Source organism: Acidobacteriota bacterium (assembly GCA_028875725.1).
Classification (GTDB): Bacteria; Acidobacteriota; Thermoanaerobaculia; order Multivoradales; family Multivoraceae; genus Multivorans.
On the sequence record JAPPCR010000015.1, the window covers coordinates 21,573 to 41,102 of the forward strand.

General features: G+C 69.4%; 16 protein-coding genes. 7 read left to right on the plus strand and 9 right to left on the minus strand.

The annotated features are described in order from the left end of the window. Window positions 1-107 precede the first annotated feature (107 nt). The 9 genes from OXI49_11780 to OXI49_11820 form a co-directional block, all read right to left on the minus strand. A complete protein-coding gene (locus OXI49_11780; protein MDE2691184.1) occupies window positions 108-566 on the minus strand; it encodes a hypothetical protein in 459 nt (152 codons plus the stop codon). Next, window positions 563-949 (minus strand): type II toxin-antitoxin system VapC family toxin, encoded by a 387-nt coding sequence (locus OXI49_11785; GenBank protein MDE2691185.1) that lies wholly within the window; start codon window positions 947-949, stop codon window positions 563-565. The genes OXI49_11780 and OXI49_11785 overlap by 4 nt, the downstream gene beginning before the upstream one ends. Next, window positions 950-1,183 carry a type II toxin-antitoxin system prevent-host-death family antitoxin gene (locus OXI49_11790; GenBank protein ID MDE2691186.1) on the minus strand — a complete coding sequence of 78 codons (234 nt, stop codon included), beginning with the start codon at window positions 1,181-1,183 and terminating at the stop codon, window positions 950-952. Window positions 1,184-1,319: 136 nt separating this feature from the next. Continuing rightward, window positions 1,320-2,111 (minus strand): hypothetical protein, encoded by a 792-nt coding sequence (locus tag OXI49_11795; protein ID MDE2691187.1) that lies wholly within the window; start codon window positions 2,109-2,111, stop codon window positions 1,320-1,322. Then, window positions 2,108-3,109 (minus strand): NAD-dependent epimerase/dehydratase family protein, encoded by a 1,002-nt coding sequence (locus OXI49_11800; protein MDE2691188.1) that lies wholly within the window; start codon window positions 3,107-3,109, stop codon window positions 2,108-2,110. Before OXI49_11800 ends, OXI49_11795 begins: the two co-directional genes overlap by 4 nt. Before the next feature lie 83 nt (window positions 3,110-3,192). Beyond that, window positions 3,193-4,194 carry an adenosyl-hopene transferase HpnH gene (gene hpnH / locus OXI49_11805; GenBank protein ID MDE2691189.1) on the minus strand — a complete coding sequence of 334 codons (1,002 nt, stop codon included), beginning with the start codon at window positions 4,192-4,194 and terminating at the stop codon, window positions 3,193-3,195. 21 nt (window positions 4,195-4,215) lie between these two features. Then, window positions 4,216-6,297 carry a squalene--hopene cyclase gene (gene shc, locus OXI49_11810; protein ID MDE2691190.1) on the minus strand — a complete coding sequence of 694 codons (2,082 nt, stop codon included), beginning with the start codon at window positions 6,295-6,297 and terminating at the stop codon, window positions 4,216-4,218. 69 nt (window positions 6,298-6,366) lie between these two features. Continuing rightward, window positions 6,367-7,272, minus strand: coding sequence for an outer membrane beta-barrel protein (locus tag OXI49_11815; protein ID MDE2691191.1), 906 nt, complete (start codon window positions 7,270-7,272; stop codon window positions 6,367-6,369). Continuing rightward, window positions 7,269-8,483: a Gfo/Idh/MocA family oxidoreductase gene (locus tag OXI49_11820; GenBank protein MDE2691192.1), complete on the minus strand. Its 1,215-nt coding sequence runs from the start codon at window positions 8,481-8,483 to the stop codon at window positions 7,269-7,271. Before OXI49_11820 ends, OXI49_11815 begins: the two co-directional genes overlap by 4 nt. A gap of 52 nt (window positions 8,484-8,535) precedes the next feature. Here OXI49_11820 and OXI49_11825 point away from each other — a divergent pair, with 52 nt between their 5' ends. The 7 genes from OXI49_11825 to OXI49_11855 all read left to right on the plus strand — a co-directional run bounded on the left by OXI49_11825 (window position 8,536) and on the right by OXI49_11855 (window position 19,519). Further along, window positions 8,536-8,913 (plus strand): hypothetical protein, encoded by a 378-nt coding sequence (locus tag OXI49_11825; GenBank protein ID MDE2691193.1) that lies wholly within the window; start codon window positions 8,536-8,538, stop codon window positions 8,911-8,913. Between the two features lie 253 nt (window positions 8,914-9,166). Continuing rightward, on the plus strand, window positions 9,167-11,536 hold the full coding sequence (locus tag OXI49_11830; GenBank protein ID MDE2691194.1) for a TonB-dependent receptor: 2,370 nt from the start codon (window positions 9,167-9,169) through the stop codon (window positions 11,534-11,536). 54 nt (window positions 11,537-11,590) lie between these two features. Further along, window positions 11,591-12,490: an ABC transporter ATP-binding protein gene (locus tag OXI49_11835; GenBank protein ID MDE2691195.1), complete on the plus strand. Its 900-nt coding sequence runs from the start codon at window positions 11,591-11,593 to the stop codon at window positions 12,488-12,490. Beyond that, on the plus strand, window positions 12,487-15,924 hold the full coding sequence (locus tag OXI49_11840) for an ABC transporter permease (GenBank protein ID MDE2691196.1): 3,438 nt from the start codon (window positions 12,487-12,489) through the stop codon (window positions 15,922-15,924). The genes OXI49_11835 and OXI49_11840 overlap by 4 nt, the downstream gene beginning before the upstream one ends. Then, window positions 15,921-16,679 (plus strand): ABC transporter ATP-binding protein, encoded by a 759-nt coding sequence (locus tag OXI49_11845; GenBank protein MDE2691197.1) that lies wholly within the window; start codon window positions 15,921-15,923, stop codon window positions 16,677-16,679. The genes OXI49_11840 and OXI49_11845 overlap by 4 nt, the downstream gene beginning before the upstream one ends. Further along, the gene (locus OXI49_11850) at window positions 16,676-18,088 is read left to right on the plus strand and encodes a DUF3526 domain-containing protein (GenBank protein ID MDE2691198.1); all 1,413 of its coding nucleotides are present in this window, start codon (window positions 16,676-16,678) and stop codon (window positions 18,086-18,088) included. Before OXI49_11845 ends, OXI49_11850 begins: the two co-directional genes overlap by 4 nt. Then, window positions 18,089-19,519 carry a DUF3526 domain-containing protein gene (locus OXI49_11855; GenBank protein MDE2691199.1) on the plus strand — a complete coding sequence of 477 codons (1,431 nt, stop codon included), beginning with the start codon at window positions 18,089-18,091 and terminating at the stop codon, window positions 19,517-19,519. It abuts the gene before it with no gap. The last annotated feature ends 11 nt before the right edge of the window (window positions 19,520-19,530 follow it).

Sequence of the window (19,530 nt, forward strand, 5' to 3'; positions counted from 1 at the left end):
CGAGGAATGGCCGCATCGGCGTGTTCCCCCGCACCCGCTGGGATGGATGAGAATGGCAACTTGCCTCACCGCGCGCCGTGCGCCACGCACTTCCCCGCCGCGGGCCGTCAGGCTGCTCGCGAAGCTCCTCGCTCCCGCGCCACCACCGCCTCCAGGTGTGACGGCGGCTTCCACAGGCACTCCATGACGTAAGGCAGGTCGAGGGGCCGGCCGTCCCAGGTCGGCATCGACTCCGTGCCCGTGATCAGGATGCCGGCGTCTTCCAGGTGCTCGACCAGTTCCCGTGCGGCGTGGAGGCCGACCGCTGGAGGCGCCGGACTCTGCTCCACTCGCCGTCCCTGACGATGGAAGAACTGTACGGCACCGTCCTCGCCCATCCGTACGCTGAAGCCGCCTTCATGGAGCAGTCGGCGGTGTCGGCGGCAGAGGAGCACGAGGTTCGAGAGCTTCGTCTCGCCGCCGTCGGCCCAGTGGACGATGCGGTAAGCATCGCAGGCGATACGCCGGCCCGTTTCCGCGGAAACACACGAGGAGCCGCCGACCGCCGGGGGGTTGGTGACGATCACCACACCCGGTCTACGACATAGTCGTCGAACGCCCTGTCTACGGAAACGATTCGCAGATCGTGAGCCAACGCCTGGGCGATCAACATTCGATCGAACGGATCTCGATGCGCACCGGCCAATCGGCCGGCCCGCTCCGCGTCGGCGACGCTGATCCCGAGTTCCAGGAACCCCTGCGAGGCGATGCAGGCGACAACGTCCCCCGCAACATGTTCGCCTCCCGGCAACTTGCCCAAACGGAACTTGGTGGCCAGCTCCCACGCCGATGCCGCACTGACGAAGATGTCGTGCGATTCGTCCGCGATCGCTGCGCGGGCCGTCTCGGAGAGGCGCGCGCTGTCCGCCACCCACCAGAGCAGCGCGTGGGTGTCGATCAGGGCCCGCACTCAGCCGCCTTCCCAGGCGGCGAGTTCATCTTCCGGTAGCGGGTCGAAGAAACTGTCAGGAACCTCGACCTTGCCCTTGAGGACGTCAGGCTGGCGCCGGGCCGCGGGCTTGCAGGGAACGAGCCGCGCCACCGGCTCACCGTCGCGGGCGATCACGACATCTTCACCCGCCTCCATTTCCGCCAGCAATCGCGAAAGATGGGTCTTGGCTTGATGGACATTGACGATAGACATGAGTAGCTACCCCGACGAGTCACCTTAGCTAAGGGTAAGACTATGCTCGTCGACAGTCAACCCGAAGCGTGGCCTAGCCGCTCCCGGATCCAGGAAGGACCACCGGAGTGCAACTCTTGATGGTCTTCCACGTCGACTAGGCGAGCGCGACAGCCACTTCGGCCAGCCGAACGCCCAGACGGGCCGTCCGAAGGCGGATCTTCACCAGCGGAACAAGGGCAGAGGGACGCATCAGGGCACCGCGAACGACCGGGCTCAGCGGGAAACCGCCGCCGGGCGCCGCGCGCTCGAGCCACGACGGAAGCCGATCCGCCGCCGTGTCGCTGATGGCGCGCACCGCGGCGAAGGGAACGCCGGCGCGCTGAAGCACCCGGGCCGCCGCCCAGGTCTCCATGTCGACGGCGGTCCGGGGCTGAGAGCCGGTGCTCCGCCAAAGCGCCTCGCGCGACGAGGCGGTGACCACCAGACCCGAGGCGGTGACCAGAACGCCCGGACGGCAGCCTCGCGCCATGGCCGCCTCGACCAGGGTCTCGTCGACGCCTGTGGGCGGCTGCTCCGGAGCCATCACGGTCCGGCCGACGACCAGATCGCCCACCTCGAGGTCCGGCGACAGGGCGCCGGCGATGCCGATCCAGACCACCCTGCCGCAGGCGCCTTGGGAGGCCAGGCGAGCGCAGCGTTCGGCGGCCCGCCGCGCCGCCCGCTGACCGACGCCGCAGACGGCCACCTGGACGGGCCGGTCTCCAATGCGGCCCCTGACGGCTGCAGCGGTAGCGCCATCACCGACGCGCGAGGCGCCTTCCACGCGGCGCAACAGGGCCGAAGCCTCGGACTTCATCGCGGCCAGGTAGACCGTCTCTCCTCCAGAGGCCGGCGGGGGCGCCGACGCACCCAGTGTGGGACGCCGTGTGCCGCCTGCCGCCGTCACCGGCGCGGTCCGTTCACGTAGCCGTTCTCCTGGAACCACCGCACCGCGCGTTCGAGTGCCTCCCGGACCGAACTCTGGACCAGGCCGAGTTCCCTGACCGCCTTGCCGGCATCGAAGAACATCCTGTGGCGCGCCATGCGCGCACTGTCGAGCGGGACGCGGGGTTCGCCGCCGGCCAGCCGCGCCCAACCGGTCGCCAGAGCCGCGGCGCCGACCGGCAGCCAGTGCGGCAGCCGCAGGCGGGGCGCTTTCATCCCCGTGATGTCGGCCAGCATCCCCAGCATCTCGACCAGGGTGACGTTGCGGTGCCCGAGAATGTACTTCTCGCCGACGCGGCCGTGCTCCGCGGCCAGCAGGTGGCCTTGGGCGACATCGCGCACATCGATCAGGTTGAGCCCGGTGTCGACGTACGCCGGCATGCGCCGGGACAGGAAGTCGACGATGATCCGGCCCGTCGGCGTCGGCTTGACGTCCAGCTCGCCGACCGGTGTCGACGGATTCACGATGACGACCGGAACGCCGGCCGCGGCCGCCTCGACGGTGGCGCGCTCGGCGAGGTACTTGCTGCGCTTGTAGTGCCCGACCATCGCCGCGATGCTGACGGGAGTCGTCTCGGTCGCGGGGCGGCCGCCGGGCTCCAGCCCGAGCGCGCCCACCGAACTCGTGTAGACGATGCGCTCCGCCCCCGCCTCGGCCGCCGCCGCCAGCAGGTGACGGGTGCCGTCGACGTTCGAGGCGTAGATGTCACGAGGACGGCGGACGAACAGCCGGTAGTCGGCGGCGCAGTGGTAGACCTCGCGGCAGCCCGCGCAGGCTGCCCGGAGACTCGCGGGATCCCGCAGGTCCCCCTCGACGATCTCCACGTCCCAGCCATCGAGGTTCGAGCGGTCTCCGCCCGACCGCGCCAGGCAGCGCACAGGGTCGCCGCCACGAGCGAGCAGTGCCCGAACGACGTGCGCGCCAACGAACCCCGTGCCGCCGGTGACGAGAACCGTCACCCGTCAGGGCCGGCCGGCCCGGCACAGCGGCTGGGCCCGACCCGGGGGCTGGGCCCGACCCGGGGGCTGGGCCGTCGCGGCCGTCATCCCGACAGGTGCCAGGCGGCGAGGCGCAGCGCGTCCTTCGGGCTCTTCCGGACCTCGCGCACGACCGAGGCTTCGAACCCCGAGTGCATCGCGCAGTTCGTGCACAGCGGATCCTGGCGCGACTCCCAGTAGTCCCAGTCCGTCTGCTCCCAGAACTCCTCGTAGGTCGCGTAGTGCCCCTTGCCGATCAGGTAGCAGGGCCCCTTCCAGCCGAGCGGCGTTCTCGTGACGGTGCTCCACGGGGAGCAGGAGTAATCCCTCAAGCCGGCCGCGAACTCGAGGAACATGGGGGTCGAGGTCAGCTTGTACTCGCCCGCGATCTCGAGAATGCGCCGGAACTTCCGCTCCGTGTCCTGACGCGTGAGAAAGATGTCGCGGTCCACTGACTCGTATTGGTAGCCGGGTGAGATCAGCATGCCGTCGATGTCGAGGTCGCGCAGGAACCGGCACAGCTCCTCCACCTCGTCGATCCGCGTCTCCTTGAACACGGTCGTGTTCGTCGTGACGTGGTAGCCGCGCTCCTTCGCCGCGCGGATCATCTCGATCGCCTTGTCGAACACGCCGTCGCGGGCGCACACGTAGTCGTGAGTCTCGCGCATGCCGTCGAGGTGCACGTTCAGCGTCAGCCGCCGGTTCGGAGGCACCCGATCGAACACCTTCGTATCCAGGAGCAGCGCGTTCGTGCAGAGGTAGATGTGCCGGCGCCGGGCGATGATGCCGGAGATCAGCTCCGGGAGTTCGGGGTAGATCGTCGGCTCGCCGCCGCAGATCGAGACGACCGGAGCATCGCTCACGCGTACCGCGTCGAGACACTCCGAGACCGGCAGCCTGTCCCTGAGCTTGCCCGTGTGCCTCTCCACCGCGCAGCCCAGGCAGGCCAGGTTGCAGGTGTAGAGCGGCTCGAGCATGAGCACGAACGGATACCGGCGCCTGCCGAGGAGCGCGTTCTTCGCCTGGTGCCTCAGGTTGTCGGTCACCATGTGCAGCGGTGTTCGCATGGTCTCAGCTCAGGTCCTTTCTCAGAAGGGTCCGTTCGCGGACATCGCGTCAGGCTCCGGCACGGCCAGACGTCTGTACGCGGCCAGCGCCTCGAGCGGGAAGTACTGCGCGTAGCCGTGGTAGCGGAGGTAGAACACGCCGGGAAAGCCTACGCCGGTCCAGTCGCGGTCGCACCACGAACCGTCATCGCGCTGGCGCTCCTGCAGGAACGCCACGCCGCGATCCAGCGCAGCCACGGTCGGGGCCGCGTCTTCGCTCCAGACCTGCGATTCGAGCGACGCGATCAGACCCATCATCGCCCAGGCGGTCTGCGAAGCCGTGCTGCGCCCGCGGCCCCTGAAGCCGGGATCATCGTAGGAGCGCAGCGACTCTCCCCAACCGCCGTCCTCGTTCTGCACCGCGAGCAGCCAGCGCCGGCCGAGCCGGCATGCCCGGCTCAGACGTTCCCCCGCTCGGCCACCCGTCCGCGCAGCCAGCGGCGCCAGCGCGGAGAGGGCAAGCCAGGTGCCGTAGATGCCGTTGGCGCCCCAGCGCCCCGGCCAGCTTCCATCCCTCTCCTGCTCGCGCAGCAGGTAGTCCGTCGCGCGTCGGACCGGTTCCTCGCCCGGATCGTGTCCATGAGCCAACAGGGCGCTGATCACCCGGGCGGTGATGTCGGGGGTGCTCGGATCGATCATCGCGTTGTGGTCCGCGAAGGGGATGAGGGTCAGCACCTGCTTGTCGCAGCAGCGGTCGAACGAGGCCCAGCCTCCGTCTGGATTCTGCAGACCAAGGAGCCAGCGCTTCCCGCGCGCCGCCGCTGCCTGCTTCCGCGCTTCCAGCTCGCCGGCCCGGCCCTGGACCGCGGCCAGAACCAGCAGGACTTCCGCCGTGTCGTCGCAATCGGGGTAGTGATCGTTGCGGTACTCGAAACACCAACCCCCCGAAGCGTCCTGAAGGCTCTTCTCCCGCCAGTCGCCAGCAACGGTGACCTCCCGCTCGAGCAACCACTCCACCGCTTCCCGGATGGGCGCGTCGTTCCCGTCCATGTCCGCCGCGAGCAGGGCACCCACCGACAGCGCCGTGTCCCAAACCGGCGACAGGCAAGGCTGGAGCCGCATCTCTCCGACCTCCTCGATCTCGAACCGTTCGAGTTCCCGCAGTTGGCCCTGGACCAGCGGATGACTCTCCTCGTAGCCCAGGCAGCGGAACGCGATGACCGCGTTGACCATCGCCGGGAAAATCGCACCCAGACCGTCCGAGCCCTCGACGTGGGCAACCAGCCATTCCTCCGCCTTCTTCAGGGCGGGGCGACGCCACCCGGGCACCGGGCCGATGACCTCCACCAGCTTGATCAGGCCGTTGACGCCGGCGAACACACGGGACCAGAACGACTCGTAGAGAGTCGTCCGCCTGCGTCCGGGCGCTCTTCTCCCCTGAAGTTCGTCGAGCGTCACATCGAGCGGCACGCTCGGCCTGAGGGCCCAGATCACCGACAGCGGCACCACGATCGTCCGGGTCCAGGAGGACATCTCGTGGAGGTTGAAGCAAAACCAGCGGGGCAGCAGGATGAGCTCCGGGGGCACCGCCGGCGACCGCCGCCAGGTCCACAGCCCGAAGATCGACAGGTAGAGCTTCGTGTACGAGTTGCACGCCCGCAGTCCGCCCGCCCGCAGGATCGCCCGGCGCGCATCGGCCATCCGCGGCGATTGGGGATCGTCGCCGGCGAGTTTCAGGCACAGGTAGGCCTTGACCGAGACGCTCGGGTCCGTCGGCCCGTCCGGGTAGATCGCCCAGCCGCCGTCCTGCTGCTGCTGGCCGCGCAACCGCTCGCAGCAAGCCGCGACGCGCGGGTCGTCGCCGCGGCCCAGGAAGTGAAGCAGCAGAACGTACTCCGACTCGAGAATCGTGTCGCCCTCGAGTTCGGCGCACCAGTGGCCGTCTTCCCGGCGCTGGCCCAGCAGATGGCGGACGGCCGCGGCGATCGTCAGGTCGATGACCTTGGCTGGCCGAGGGCGAGGAGTTCCTGCCCGGCGCTGAGCGGTTCGAGCTCGATCCGATGCTGGCGGCGGAGTTGGAGACGACTCCGGGCGCTCGTGGAGTCCTCTGGTCAGGCTGGCCAAGCTGCGTAACCTAGTCCGGCGGTTCGCTTCCGGTCAAACGTCCCGGTTCCGCGTCAGCGCCGCAGCTTCCTAGAAGCTGTACTTCATGCCGAAGCTGACTCCCCACATGCTCAGGTCGCCGGTCGACACGACGTACAGCACGTCGGCCCCGCCGGGGCCGCGGCTCGAGTGGTGGCTCCGAAGCTGATCCCAGGGCAACCGGCCGCTCTCGAAGTCGCCGTACTCGACCAGACGGGCCTTGACGCCGAGCGTCACCGAGTCGCCGACCGCGAAGTCGACGCCCGCGAGCAACTGGTAGGCGGACACGCTGTCCTGGAGCTTGGTGTTCGCGATGGTCGTCGTCCCCGCAACGATCCGCCGCAGGCTCTCCTCGTCCGGATGGCCCGCGAACGTGGTGATGGCGGCCGGATCGCCGTTCCGCTTCCACCGGTTGAAGTAGTCGATCGACGCGTCCGCCGTGCCCACACCGAGACCGACGTACGGGGAGACTCTCGCGCCCGGGGTGAAGTCCCAGTAGACATTGGCGAAGAAGCTCTCGTACTGCACGGTTTCGACCCGCGTTTCCGCGATCTCGAGTTCCTGCTGCGCCTTGTCCACCGTCACGTCGTCGGTCGCCGCCAGGTCGGCAGTCGCGTCGTAGGAAAGCGCCGAGTGGGTGTACTCGAGTTCGGCGCGGATGTTGCCGAAGCGATAGCCGAACGCGAGACCGCCCAGCATTCCCGCGCCGCTGCCGATGTCCGAAGACCAGGCCGATGCTGGCGGATCACAGCCCGCGTTCGTGCCGTCGATCGGCACGATCCAAGCGTCGCAGGTGGTCGCGACGTCGTTGTCCGTGCCGTCGAGCGTCATGGACGCCCCGTTGCCGATGCCGATCTCCAGGCCGAGGTACGGCCCGTTCTGCGCGGCAACCGGACCGGCGGCGAACAGCGCCGGAGTCGCCAGCAGGGGAAGCAAACGCAATCGCAATCGTCTCACTCCAGTACTCCTTGATTCGTCTCGTAGTCGACCCGCCGTCCTTCCACCGCCGACACATACGCCGAGTACAGCACCCGCACGACCTCGAGGCCGAGCTCGCCGTCCGACTCGGCCGCCACGCCGTCCAGCAGGTTGGCGGCAAACGCCTGGCACATGCCGAGCTGGCCCGAGGTCCAGTCCTCGTCCGGCATCGGCGTCGTCCAGCCGGCGCCGGAGTCGATCTTCTCCATGATGTAGGCGTCGTCGAAGACACTCCCGTCGGGCGCGTATGCGCTCAGCATGTCGTTCGGGCTCAGGCTGAGCCGCAGCCGACAGTTGCTGGCAAACAGATCGAGGCCGCTTTCCATTCCACCGAGGACGTGGTCGCCGCCCCAGGCGACGGCGCGGGAACCGTCGTCGAAGCCGATCACGGCGCAGCCCCAGTTCTCGACCTCGCCCCACTCCCCCGCGATGCGGAGCTCTTCCGCCGAGACGCCCGCGACCGCGCTCAGATCGGCGGTCTCCGCGCTGACCCAGGCGGGTTGTACCGGCTTGCTGGACCTCCACAGCCCTTCCACTCGCTTCAGGTGAAGCATGGCGCCGACCGGATGGGCGGCGAGCCGGATCAGGGCGCCGCCGCCGGTGTGGCGCCAGACCCGCGAGTAGGGCGAGTGAGAGCCGCTGTGGCACTCGCCGCCCCGCATCTCGAGCAGAACCGCGTCCGCTTTCTCAAGCAGCCCGAGAGCGCGGCGGAAGGCCGGAGCGAAGATCCAGTTCTCGCCGTAGAGAAGCTGCACCCCGGCCCGCCTCGTCGCCTCGACCATGGCCCGCGCGTCCGCTTCGGCCACCCGCAGCATCTCGCGCCGGTCCCGACCGGCGACATCGGCGTCGCTCGCGTCCTCCGGCAGATCCTGGCCGGTATAGGCGGTCAGGGGCTTGGTGCAGATGACGTGCTTGCCGGCCGCGGCCGCGGCCTCGGTCATCTCGCGATGCAGGCGGTTCGGGACGCAGAGATCGACGACGTCGATCGCCGGGCTGGTAAGCATGGCGTCGAGGTCGTCGAAGACCGCCGGCACGTCGAAGCGTTGCGCGTAGTCCTCCGCACGCTCGCGGCGGCGTGACGCGACGCCGGCGACGCTGGCTGAGACGACCTGCTTCCAGCAGCGCGCCCTGGTTTCGGCGAGGAATCCCGCTCCGACGATGCCTACGCGTAGCTGTTTCGGCGTCCTCATCGACTCGCCGGAGCATAGCCTCCACACCGGCCTCTGCTACCCTCCGCAGCCGATGCTGAACCGGACCGGCTCGCCACTCGCCATCGTCAACGCCCTCGCGCTGACGTGCGCCACCCTGCTCACGGGTGCCTGGGACGCGAGCAATCACGGTCACGACGTGGTCGAGACGAACACCACCCACTGCACGGTCGATCACGACGCCGAGGCCACGGTAGCCCCGAGCCACGCCACCGTCACCACGGCCGCGAGGGTGCACGACCATTTCTGCATCGCCTGCCAGCTCGGCTGCGCCACCACCAGTCAGATCGGCCAGGCTCCGGACGCGAAGCCCCTGGACCTCCCGTCGGCCGCGCCAAGGCCGGACAGCGCAGGCAGGTTCGAGAGCGACGAACGCCGGCCACGGACCGCCCGCGGACCGCCCACGGGCTGAGCCGACACCGGACTCCGCCTCCGACCCTCCTCGCATCGCGAGCCGCGTCGAAGTCGCCGGAAGCCACCTGAACACGAGCCCCACCCGCCGGGAAGGGCAGAGGCCTGACGGCCGCCGCCAGCAGGGCTTGACCTGGCAGCGCCGCCGAGGGCGCACCGCCGATTGCCTCGGTGCATTTACGGCGACGCTCCGACGCCACGACAAACCGACCACTACCCATCGACTCGAATCGACGACCACAGGACCTTCTCGCATGCACTTTCTTCGACCCAGGAACTCCCTTCTGCTCGCCTTCCTCCTTCTCCTGCCGCTCCCCGCGCTTGCGCGGGACGGCGACGTCTCGGGCACCGTGACCGACCAGACCGGCGCCGCCCTGCCGGGCGTGACCGTGGAGGCGGCAAGCCCGGCACTCGCCGACGGCCCCCGCTCCGCCAGGACGGACACCGAAGGGTCCTTCGTCATCGGCGGTCTGCCCGCCGGGGAGTACTCGGTCTCCTTCAGCCTCAGCGGATTCGACACCCTGAACCGGGACGGCGTGTCGGTCTCCAGCGTCGACGGCGCGAACCTGGACGTCCGCCTGCGGATCGAGAGTCTCATCCAGGAGGTCACGGTCGTCGGCAGCAAGCTGGGCACGGGCAGACAGGAGTTCGGCGTCAGCGTCGCCCATCTGGGGGCCGAACGCATCGACTCCGATGCGATCATCAACGTCGAGGACGCCTTCCACCGGGCGGCGAATGTCTACGTCGGCGCCGCCGAGCAGGGCGGCTACGCCATCCGCGGAGTGAACAACAGCGGCCTGGAGTCCGATCACTCCAACGGCACCGCGCTGGCATCCGTCCTCGTCAATCAACTGGCGCTCGCACCGCGCACGAGCGACCATCTGAACCCGTCACTGTTCGACGCCGAGTCGGTGGAGATCCTCCGCGGACCCCAGTCGACCCTGCAGGGGCCGAACTCCCTGATCGGGTCGGTTCTCATCAACTACAACCGGCCCGCGTTCGATGGCTACGACGGGCGCGTCCGGGTCGAGGGAGGCGGCCTCGACACGGAGCGGATCCAGTTGATGCAGAACGTCGAGCTCGTCGACGAGATTCTCTCCGCGCGCGTCGTCCACGAGGACCGCTACATCCGCGGAGCGGTCTCGAACATCGTGAACGACACCGACGACCGGCACCGCACGGACGTCGAAACGTCCCGCGTTCTGCTGGCCTTGAGACCGCGGGCCGACGAGAGCCTCCGGTTCGACCTCACCTGGCTCCGGAGCGACTCGGACTCGATCCCCTGGGGCTACCACATGGAAGACCCGGCGCGGGGGATCACGATGGAGGACCGGCAGCAGGTCTGGAACCGCGAGGACGCGTATCCTTCCAAGATCGACCTCCTGAACCTGGAAGCGCACATCGACCTCGGCGAGCGCTGGGCCCTCGACGCGGTCGTCGGCGCGAGTGAGTTCGACGGCCTGCAACTCTTCGACGCCGACTTCACGCCCTGGGACATCCTGAACGTCGACGCGTGGAGCCAGGACGACGTCGCGAGCCAGGAGATCCGCGCCTCGTACCGCGGCGCCGGCGTGAACCTGCTGCTCGGCGCCTTCCACTCGCAGTCCGACTTCGGCTACGGCTTCACAGGCGCCGGCTTCTTCCCCGACGGACTGGGCAACATCGTTCCCTTCAACCGGACGACCAGACTGACCGAGGACGTCGAGCAGACCGACTTCTTCGGACGGGTCGAGTGGGACGCGACGGATCGGGTGCACCTGACCGGGGGCGTCCGGCTCAGCCGGGACTCCAGAGCCAACGTCAACTTCGCGGACAACAACGGCTTCATCACCGAACTGGACGCCGAGACGGACTTCGAACAGGTGCTCCCATCCGCCTCGGTGACCTTCGACGTGGCCCAGAACACCTCGCTAGGCGCGTCGTACGCACGCGGCTTCAAGGCCGGCGGGTTCGCCTTCGGGCTCTTGCTCGGGCTGGCGGAGCCGTTCGACGAAGAGTTCACGGACAACTTCGAGTTGTTCCTGAGGCACCGCACCACCGACGGCCGCATGATCCTCAACGCGAACCTCTACCGGATCGACTGGACCGATCAGCAGATTCCGTACACGCCACCGGGGGGTTTCCCGCAGTTCGACTCGTTGGTCGCGAACGCCGGAGAGTCACTTCTTCAGGGCCTCGAAATCGAGACCGAGGTCTTCGTCAGCAACGCGCTGAGCCTGTTCGGGTCGCTCGGCATCTCGGATTCCGAGTTCGTCCATTTCGTCCTCGACGGCGTGGACTACGCCGGCAGGGCACTGCCGCAGGCGCCCTCGTGGAGCGCCTCCGCGGGTCTGAACTGGCGCTCGCCGACGGGCTGGTTCGCCGGCGGAACGCTGAGCTACGCCGACGACGCCTACAGCGAACTGGCGGCGCCGGAGATCACGCGGCTGAAGACCCGGACGCTGCTCGACGGCCGGTTCGGCTACCGGCGCGGCGGCTGGGCGCTCTACGCCTGGGGCAAGAACCTGCTCGACCACCAGTACGAACGCCAGTTGTACAACGGCGCGCCGTTCGGACTGCCGGGCGCCTACGGCATCTTCGGTCGGCCGCGGTCGGCCGGTGTCGGCATCGACTTCAACTGGTAAGGAGGCGGAGCGCCGGGGACATCTCGCAACCACGGGATTCAGGAGAACCACCCAATGCCACAGAAGAACGAAGGCCTTGAAGTCACCGGCCTGAACAAGACCTACCCGGGCGGCATCCGGGCGCTGGAAGACGTCGACCTCACCGTCGAGCCGGGACTGTACGGCCTGCTCGGCCCGAACGGCGCCGGCAAGAGCACGCTGATGCGAACCCTGGCTACCCTGCAGGCGCCGGACAGCGGCACGATCCTGCTCGACGGCGTCGACGTCCTGGCGGACCCGGACTACCTGCGGCGGCGGCTCGGCTACCTGCCGCAGCAGATCGGGACCTACCCGACGGTGACCGGCCGCCAGCTCCTGGACCGATTCGCCAACCTGAAGGGGCGCACGAACGCCTCCGAGCGGCGGCGCGAAGTAGCAGGACTCCTGGAACAGGTGAATCTCAGCCAGGACGCGGACCGGGCCGTTGCGACCTACTCCGGCGGCATGCTGCGCCGCTTCGGCATCGCGATCGCCCTCGCAGGCGACCCGCGCCTGCTGATCGTCGACGAACCGACTTCGGGCCTCGACCCGGCGGAACGGAGCCGCTTTCACCGGGTGCTGGCCGACATCGCGGCGGACAACGTCGTACTGCTGTCGACCCACATCGTCGACGACGTCGAGAGCCTGTGCGAACGGCTGTCCATCCTGGACCAGGGCCGGATCGTCGCCGAAGGAACGCCGGCGTCCCTGGCCGCGGAGCTCGAAGACCGCCTGTGGTCGCGCGTGGTTCCCCGCGGCGAGCCACTGCCGGAGGACGCCCTGCACGTCTCGGCGAAGCCCGCGGGCTCGCTGGTCGTCGTCGAGGCGTCTTCCCGCCCCGACGACCACTGGGAACCCCAGACGCCGCGCCTGGAGGACGTGTACCACGCCGCCATCGCGCACGGCAGCCGGCCGCGGGAAGCGAGGGTCGCGTGAACAACCTGCGCTTCGTCGCCACCCAGGCGTGGCAGGAGTTCCGGGCCGGCTGCCGCGGGCCGCTGCTGGCGATCGTCTTCCCCGGGCTCATCGGCTATGCGCTCATCGTGATTCTCAACGCCGACTACATGCGCGAGATGGGCGCCACCGAGGTGCCGCGCAACAGCCCCCACGTGATCTACCTGATGATGGCCGGACAGGCCGTCTGGATCTTCTTCGTCTGGGCCTGGCTCTTCGGCCTGAACGTGGTCCGCGACCGGAACGCCAGCCTGCACGAGGTCGTCCTGTCGACACCCGTTTCCCTACCGGCCCTGCTCTTCGGCCGCTACCTGGGCGCCCTGGCTCTCTCGACCCTCCTTCCGGTCGCGACGGCCATCGGCTTCTGGCTGGTTCCGGCGCTCGGCGCCCTGGGGATCATCCCGCCGGACGCGGTGGGGCCGCACCCGTGGTTCGCGATGGCCCATTCGCTCCTGCTGTTTACTCTGCCGACCGCGGCTGGAGTCGGCGCGCTGTTCCTGTGCGCGGCGATCTGGACCCGAAGCATCGCCGGGCCCTTCGCGGTCGCGGCCATGCTGATGCTGGTCTGGATGGTGGCCATGGTCGTCGTTCGCGGCGGCGACGCCAGCCCGGCGGTCGCGACCCTGCTCGACGCCTCCGGCTTCGCCGAGATCGAGGAACAGACGAACCTGATGACGCCGCGCGAGAAGGCGGTCGCCGTCATCGAACTGACGCCGCCCCTGCTCGTCAACCGCCTGATCTGGACGCTGCCGCCGCTGCTCCTGTTGGCGGTCGTGCTGCGCCGCGTCGGCCGGGAACAACTGGCGCTCGAGAAGGCGCCGGCGACGCGCCGGCGAAGGTCGCAAGCGAGCGGGGAGCGAGCGAAAGCGCCGCCGGAGTCCGTTCTTCCCCCAGGCCCCGAGGCCACGCCGTCCTGGCTCAGGGCGACCTGGACCGAGGCGGCATGGCACCTGAAACTCTCGTTCCGGGGCTGGGGCACGCCGCTCGCCCTCGCCATGATGGTGGCGACGGGCGTCGGCGGCGCCTTCGTTCACGTCGTCCTTCACGCCGACGGTCCGCTGCAGCCCCGCTCCGGGTTGGTCGAGCGGATGACCATCGAGTACTTCTACCTCGTGATCGTCTTCATGGTGGCCGCCTTCGTCGGCGTCATGGCGCGCCGCGACGACCGCACCGGCTGGAGCGAGATCAGCGACGCGACCCCGGCGCCGGTCGGCACGCGCGTCGTCGGACGGGCGCTGGCGTCGCTCTGCCTGACGGTCGCCTTCGCCCTGACTCCCCTCGTGGCGGTGTGGATCGTGACCGGACTGGCGCTTCCCGGCGCCTTCAGCCTGGCCAATCCGGCCCCCTTCTTCGCCCTGCTGCTGGCGCCCGCGCTGCTGGAGATCGCCGCGCTCGTGCTGCTGGCGCATGCGCTGATCCGCCACGCGGGAGCGGCGCACGCCGTCTCGGTCATCTGCGCGTTCATCATCGTGGTCAACCACGAACTGGCCGTCACGACCTATCCGCCGGCGGAGTTCGGCGTGCCGGCGCACGCCACGGTGTCCGAGTTCGCCGGCTGGGGGCCCTGGGTGAACCACATTCTGACGGCAGACCTGTTCAAGCTGGCCATCGTGGTGGTTCTCTTTGCCGTGGCGTGGTTGGCGTGGCCGCGAGGCACCGCGCTCACCGTGCCGCTGCGCTGGCGAACCGCTCTCGGTCGGATTCCGAGTGGAGCGGGAGTGCTGGCGGCGACCGGCGTCGTCCTGGCCTTCGGAACCCACGTCGTGCTGTACGAGCAGTTCGTCACCCTGGGCGGTTATCAGTCCGAAGCCAGCGAGACGGCGGAAGACGCGGAGTGGGAGAAGCGCTGGTGGCCGTCGGCGACCCCGTTCTCGACCGCCGGCGGCGAGGCGGTCGTCGATGTCGATCCCGCGGGACGCACAGCCACCTCCCGGTGGCGCCTGGACGGCGTCCGCGCCACGTCGGGCCTTCTTCATGGAGCGCTTCCGGACGGCGCGGAGATCCAGCACGCGACCGTGGACGGCGAACAGGCGGTGGTGACGGTCGCCTTCGATCAGTTCTCGCTCGAACTCGGCGATTGCGGCCGGACCGAAGAAGAGGGCTGTACCGTGGAGCTCGACCTGACCGTCCGCGACGAGGGCTGGGCGGACCACGGCGAGAGCAGGTGGCTGCACGAATCGGGCGTCTGGCTGCGCGCGGCCGACGTTCTGCCGGCGCTCGGTCACGATCCCGACCGGCTGGTGCGTGCTCCGCACGATCGCGAGCTCCACGGTCTGCCGGACGATCCCGCCGAGGCCAACGTCCACGCGTTGTCGCCCGCCATGGGAGTCGCCCCCGCGGGAGACTGGCGCTGGACGATTCGCTTCGCCTCGAGCGAAGACGCGGACCAGTCGCGGCAGGCGCGGACCGCGACCGCGGGTCAAGTCAGCGGTCCTCTCGATTTCGCTGCCGCCTGGTGGCCGCGAAAGCCCATGGAAGCGAACGTGGGAGGCGTCACCGTGTACCACGGTTCGATGCGTTCGAACGACGTCGAGGTCGTCCTGAACGACGTGACCGAGATGCGGAACTGCGTGGCCGGCCTGCTCGGAAGGGCGCCGGCCGTCGGCGCCGTGCTCCAGGCGCCCCGCGAACTGGGAGAGACCGCGCTCCACGGCGGACTGCTGTGGCTGCCGGAGCACGAGGGATGGGACGTCGCCGCCGACGGTTTCGGCCACTGGCGACGACGGGCAACGCTCGCCGCCGCCTTTGCGGCGCGTCAGCTCGCGGACGAATCCAGTCTCCGCAAGGAGCCCGGCGAGGACTGGCTACGTGTCGGCGTGTCGGGCTGGATCGGCATGGAGTGTGTGCGCCGCGCGGACGGCAGGGACGCCTGGCTGGCGCTGCACTCCCGGGTCAGTGGTCAGGTCATCGAGGCCTTCGGCGCGCTCGATGCGCCCGCGATCAGTGTCGAAGCCGCGGGCGACGTGCCGTGGATTCGTCACTACACGCCTTTGGCCACGGCGGCATGGGTCGAGTCCATCGGCCCGGCCGAAGCAGTCGCGGCCATCGACGAAGTGATCGCCGCGGTCCGCGCTGGCGAAGCGCTGCCCGAAGCCCTGGCGGCCGCGGTCGGCGAAGGCGACGCCCGTGCGCTGCTCGGACCGCCGGCGTCGTCCGACGTGCTGGTCGCGGAGTCCGAGCGCACGGTCGAGATCGCGGGTCAGCGCTGGCTGTGGCGGGACGGCGGTTGGGAACCGCTCACCGTGCCCATCCACGTGACCCAGCGCTACGAGGACGGCAGCGACGAGCGCCACCGGATCGGACCGGTGCCCGCGACCGCGGAGACCGAAGCGCCCTTCACGATCATCGACGCCTGGCCGTCGTTCGAGCGTTCGCCGACCGACAACGTCTGGCACGGAGAAGGAGAAGGACGATGACCGAATCGCAAGAGTCGAACAGTGGGGCCACGCCCCTTCTCGAAGCCCGCGGACTGACCAAGGACTACGGCGACACGCGAGCCCTTGACTCCCTGGACCTGGCGATCGCGCCCGGCGAGGTCTACTGCCTCCTGGGCCCCAACGGCGCGGGGAAGACCACGACGATCAACCTCTTCCTCGGCTTCGTGGCGCCCTCGGCGGGCCAGGCCCTCGTGTCGGGGCTCGACGTGTCCACTCACGACCGCGAGTCCAAACGCCGGCTCGCCTACATCCCCGAACAGGTGATGCTGTATCGCAACCTCAGCGGGATCGAGAACCTGGAGTACTTCGCCGCGTTGGGCGGACAGGGATCGCTGGGGCGGAAGCGACTCATCGAGATCCTCGGCGAAGCCGGCCTGGACGCCGAGGCGGCCGGGCGACGGGTCTCCACCTACTCCAAGGGCATGCGCCAGAAGGTCGGCATCGCGATCGCCATCGCCAAGGAAGCCGACGCGCTGCTGCTGGACGAACCGACGTCCGGTCTCGACCCCACGGCCTCGAGCGAGTTCTCGGCGCTCGTCGAGCGGCTCAGGAATCGCGGCGTCGCCGTGCTGATGGCGACTCACGACCTGTTTCGCGCAAAGGACACCGGCACCCGAGTGGGCATCATGCACTACGGACGCCTGGTCACGGAGCTGAGCACCGCCGAGATCGGCCATGCCGATCTCGAGCGCATCTACCTCGAACACGTAAGCGACAACGGGGGACGGCGATGATCCACCACATCGTTCGCAAGGAGTTCACCGACATGATCCGGGACGGCCGCTTTCGCTGGTCCGCGATTCTCGTGGGGTCGCTGCTGCTCGTCTCACTGGCTCACGGCTGGGTCCAGGCGCGGAAGGCAAGCCAGGAACTCACGGCCGCGCAGGCCACGGCCCGCGAGCACTGGGAGACGCAGGGCGAGAAGAACCCTCACTCGGCGGCGCACTACGGCGTCTACGCCTTCAAGCCCCGCCTGGCGCTGTCCTTTGTCGACGAAGGCGTGGACCCCTTCACCGGCACCTCCGTGTGGCTGGAGGCGCATCGGCAGAACGACTTCCTGTTGCGTCCGGCCCAGGATGCAACGGCAGCACAGCGGATAGGGGCTCTGACGGCGGCACAGGTGCTGCAGCATCTCGTGCCCCTGCTGATCATCCTGTTGACCTTCGGCGCCTTCGCAGGCGAGCGCGAACGGGGAACGCTGCGCCAACTGCTGGCCACCGGCGTTGGCTGGAGAGAGCTGGCCCTGGGCAAGGCGCTGGGCGCTTCCGGAGCGCTGGCGCTCTTGCTGGTGCCGGCGGCGGTAGCGGGAGCGGCGGCGCTGGTCGTCGCGAGTCCCGGTCCGACGGCGTCGCCGCTGGCTCGGGGCGCCGTCCTGGCCGGCGCCTACCTGGCCTACTTCGTCGTCTTCCTGGGGCTGTCTCTCGCCGTGTCGGCGAGGGCACGGTCGTCGCGCACCGCGCTGGTGTTCCTGCTGGCAGTTTGGGTGGTCAACGGCCTCGTCGCGCCGCGCGTCGCGGTGGACCTGTCGAAGCGGGTCTACCCGACGCCCTCCGCCTTCGAGTTCGCTCGTACCGTCGAACGCGAGATGGCCGACGGTGTCGAGGACATCGCCCCGCCGGACCGGGACGAGTCGACGAAACGGCTGCTCGCCGAGTACGGAGTGGAACGGGTCGAGGACCTGCCCATCAACGCGGTGGGCGTCTATCTGCAGGAGAGCGAGGAGTTCTCCAACCGGATCTTCGACCGCAACTACGGCGCGTTGTGGGACGCCTTCAGGCGCCAGGGGATCCTGCAGGAGGCGTTGGCGGCGGCAGCCCCGTCGATCGCGGTTCGCACGCTGTCGATGGGCCTGGCGGGAACGGATGTCGAGCAGCACAGGCACTTCGCCGAAGCCGCGGAGACCTACCGCCGCGATCTCATGCGACAGATGAACGGCGACATGACCGAGAACTCCCTGACCGGCGACTTCTCGTACGCCGCGGGCGCCGAGCTCTGGGAATCCGTGCCTCCGCTGGAGTACGAAGCTCCGCCCCTGGGCTGGGTGCTGGGCAACCGGATCCTGTCGCTCGCCGTGCTCGGCGCATGGCTTGCGGGCGCCGTCCTGCTCGCGTCCGCTCAGGTCCGGCGGGCGGAGGTGGCCTAGGTGACGGTGCGAACCGTCCTGAAGAACGAGTGGCGTCTGCTGATGGCCGATCGGCCGCTCAAGATCGCCCTCGGGCTCTTCGTCGTCCTGCTCGGCTACGCGCTGACGAACGGCGTCGTCTGGCTGCGGTTCCAGGAACGCACCGTGGAGGCCACGACGAGCGGCAACGTCGAGCGCGCCAGCGCCCTGCGGCAGGAACTGGAAGCCATCGAGGCCGGCGGCCAGCCCTCTTCGCCCTTCGCCGACCCTCGCTCGCCCCGCGTGCTGGGTGGACCTTCGGGCAGCCACACGGCCGTGCTGGCGCCGGGTCCTCTAACCGCCCTCGCGATCGGTCAGAGCGATCTCCTCCCCTACTACTACGACGTCAACATCTACACCAACGAAGCGTCGTTTCACCAGAACGGCGAGGTCGAGAATCCACTCAACCTGATGGTCGGGCGGTTCGACCTCGCCTTCGCGGTGGTCTATCTGCTGCCGCTGCTGGTTCTGGCCCTCAGCTTCAATGTCCTGTCGGAGGAGCGCGAGCAGGGCACGCTGGCGCTGACCCTCTCGCAGCCGGTGTCGGCCCGGAGCGTCGCGACCGTGAAGCTCGCGTTCCGGGCGCTGGTGGTCGCGGGGATCGTGCTTGGCGTCTCGCTGCTCGGCGCCCTGGCCACGGGAGGCTTCGGCTCGCCCGGCCGGCTTCTCCTCTGGAGCGTCACGGTCGTCGCCTACGCGCTCTTCTGGTTCGCGCTCGCGGCGTGGGTCAACGCGCTCGGCCGATCCTCGGCCTGGAACGCGACGGTCCTGGTGGGCGCGTGGCTGGTGCTCGTCGTGGTGCTGCCGGCCGCGATCAACGCGGCGGCCGGCCTGCTGCACCCGCTGCCGTCGCGCGTCGAGATGGTGACGGCCCAGCGGGAGGCATCGAACGACGCCGTGAACCGGCGCAGCGAGCTCCTCGCGCGCTACCTGGAGGATCATCCGGAAATGGCGGAAGGCGTGGTCGCCGACGAGCCCGGTCTGGGCGCGCTCTCCTGGGCCGCTACGGACGCCGTGAACGGCCGCCTGGAGAAAGTCGCGGCGGAGCACGATGCCCGCCGCACCGAACAGACGGCTCTGGTGCGCCGCTACCGCTTCCTGTCGCCGGCGCTCCTGGCGCAGGAAGCGCTGCTCGACGCCGCGGGGACGGGGGACGCGCGCTTCGCCGACTTCCAGTCCCAGGTGCGGGAGTTCGCCGAGCGGTGGCGGGAGTTCTTCGTCCCCGCGATCATGGCCGACGAGCAGATGAACGCCGGCGTCCTCGCCGACGTGCCGACGTTCAGCCTCGCGGACGGGGACTCCGCCGACCTGACCCGCCGGGCGACCGCGCCGCTCGCCGTGCTGGCTGGACTCCTCGCGCTGATCGGCGCGGCCGCGGGGGTCGGACTCGGCCGCGTGCGAGGCGCCGACTGACGGCGGATACG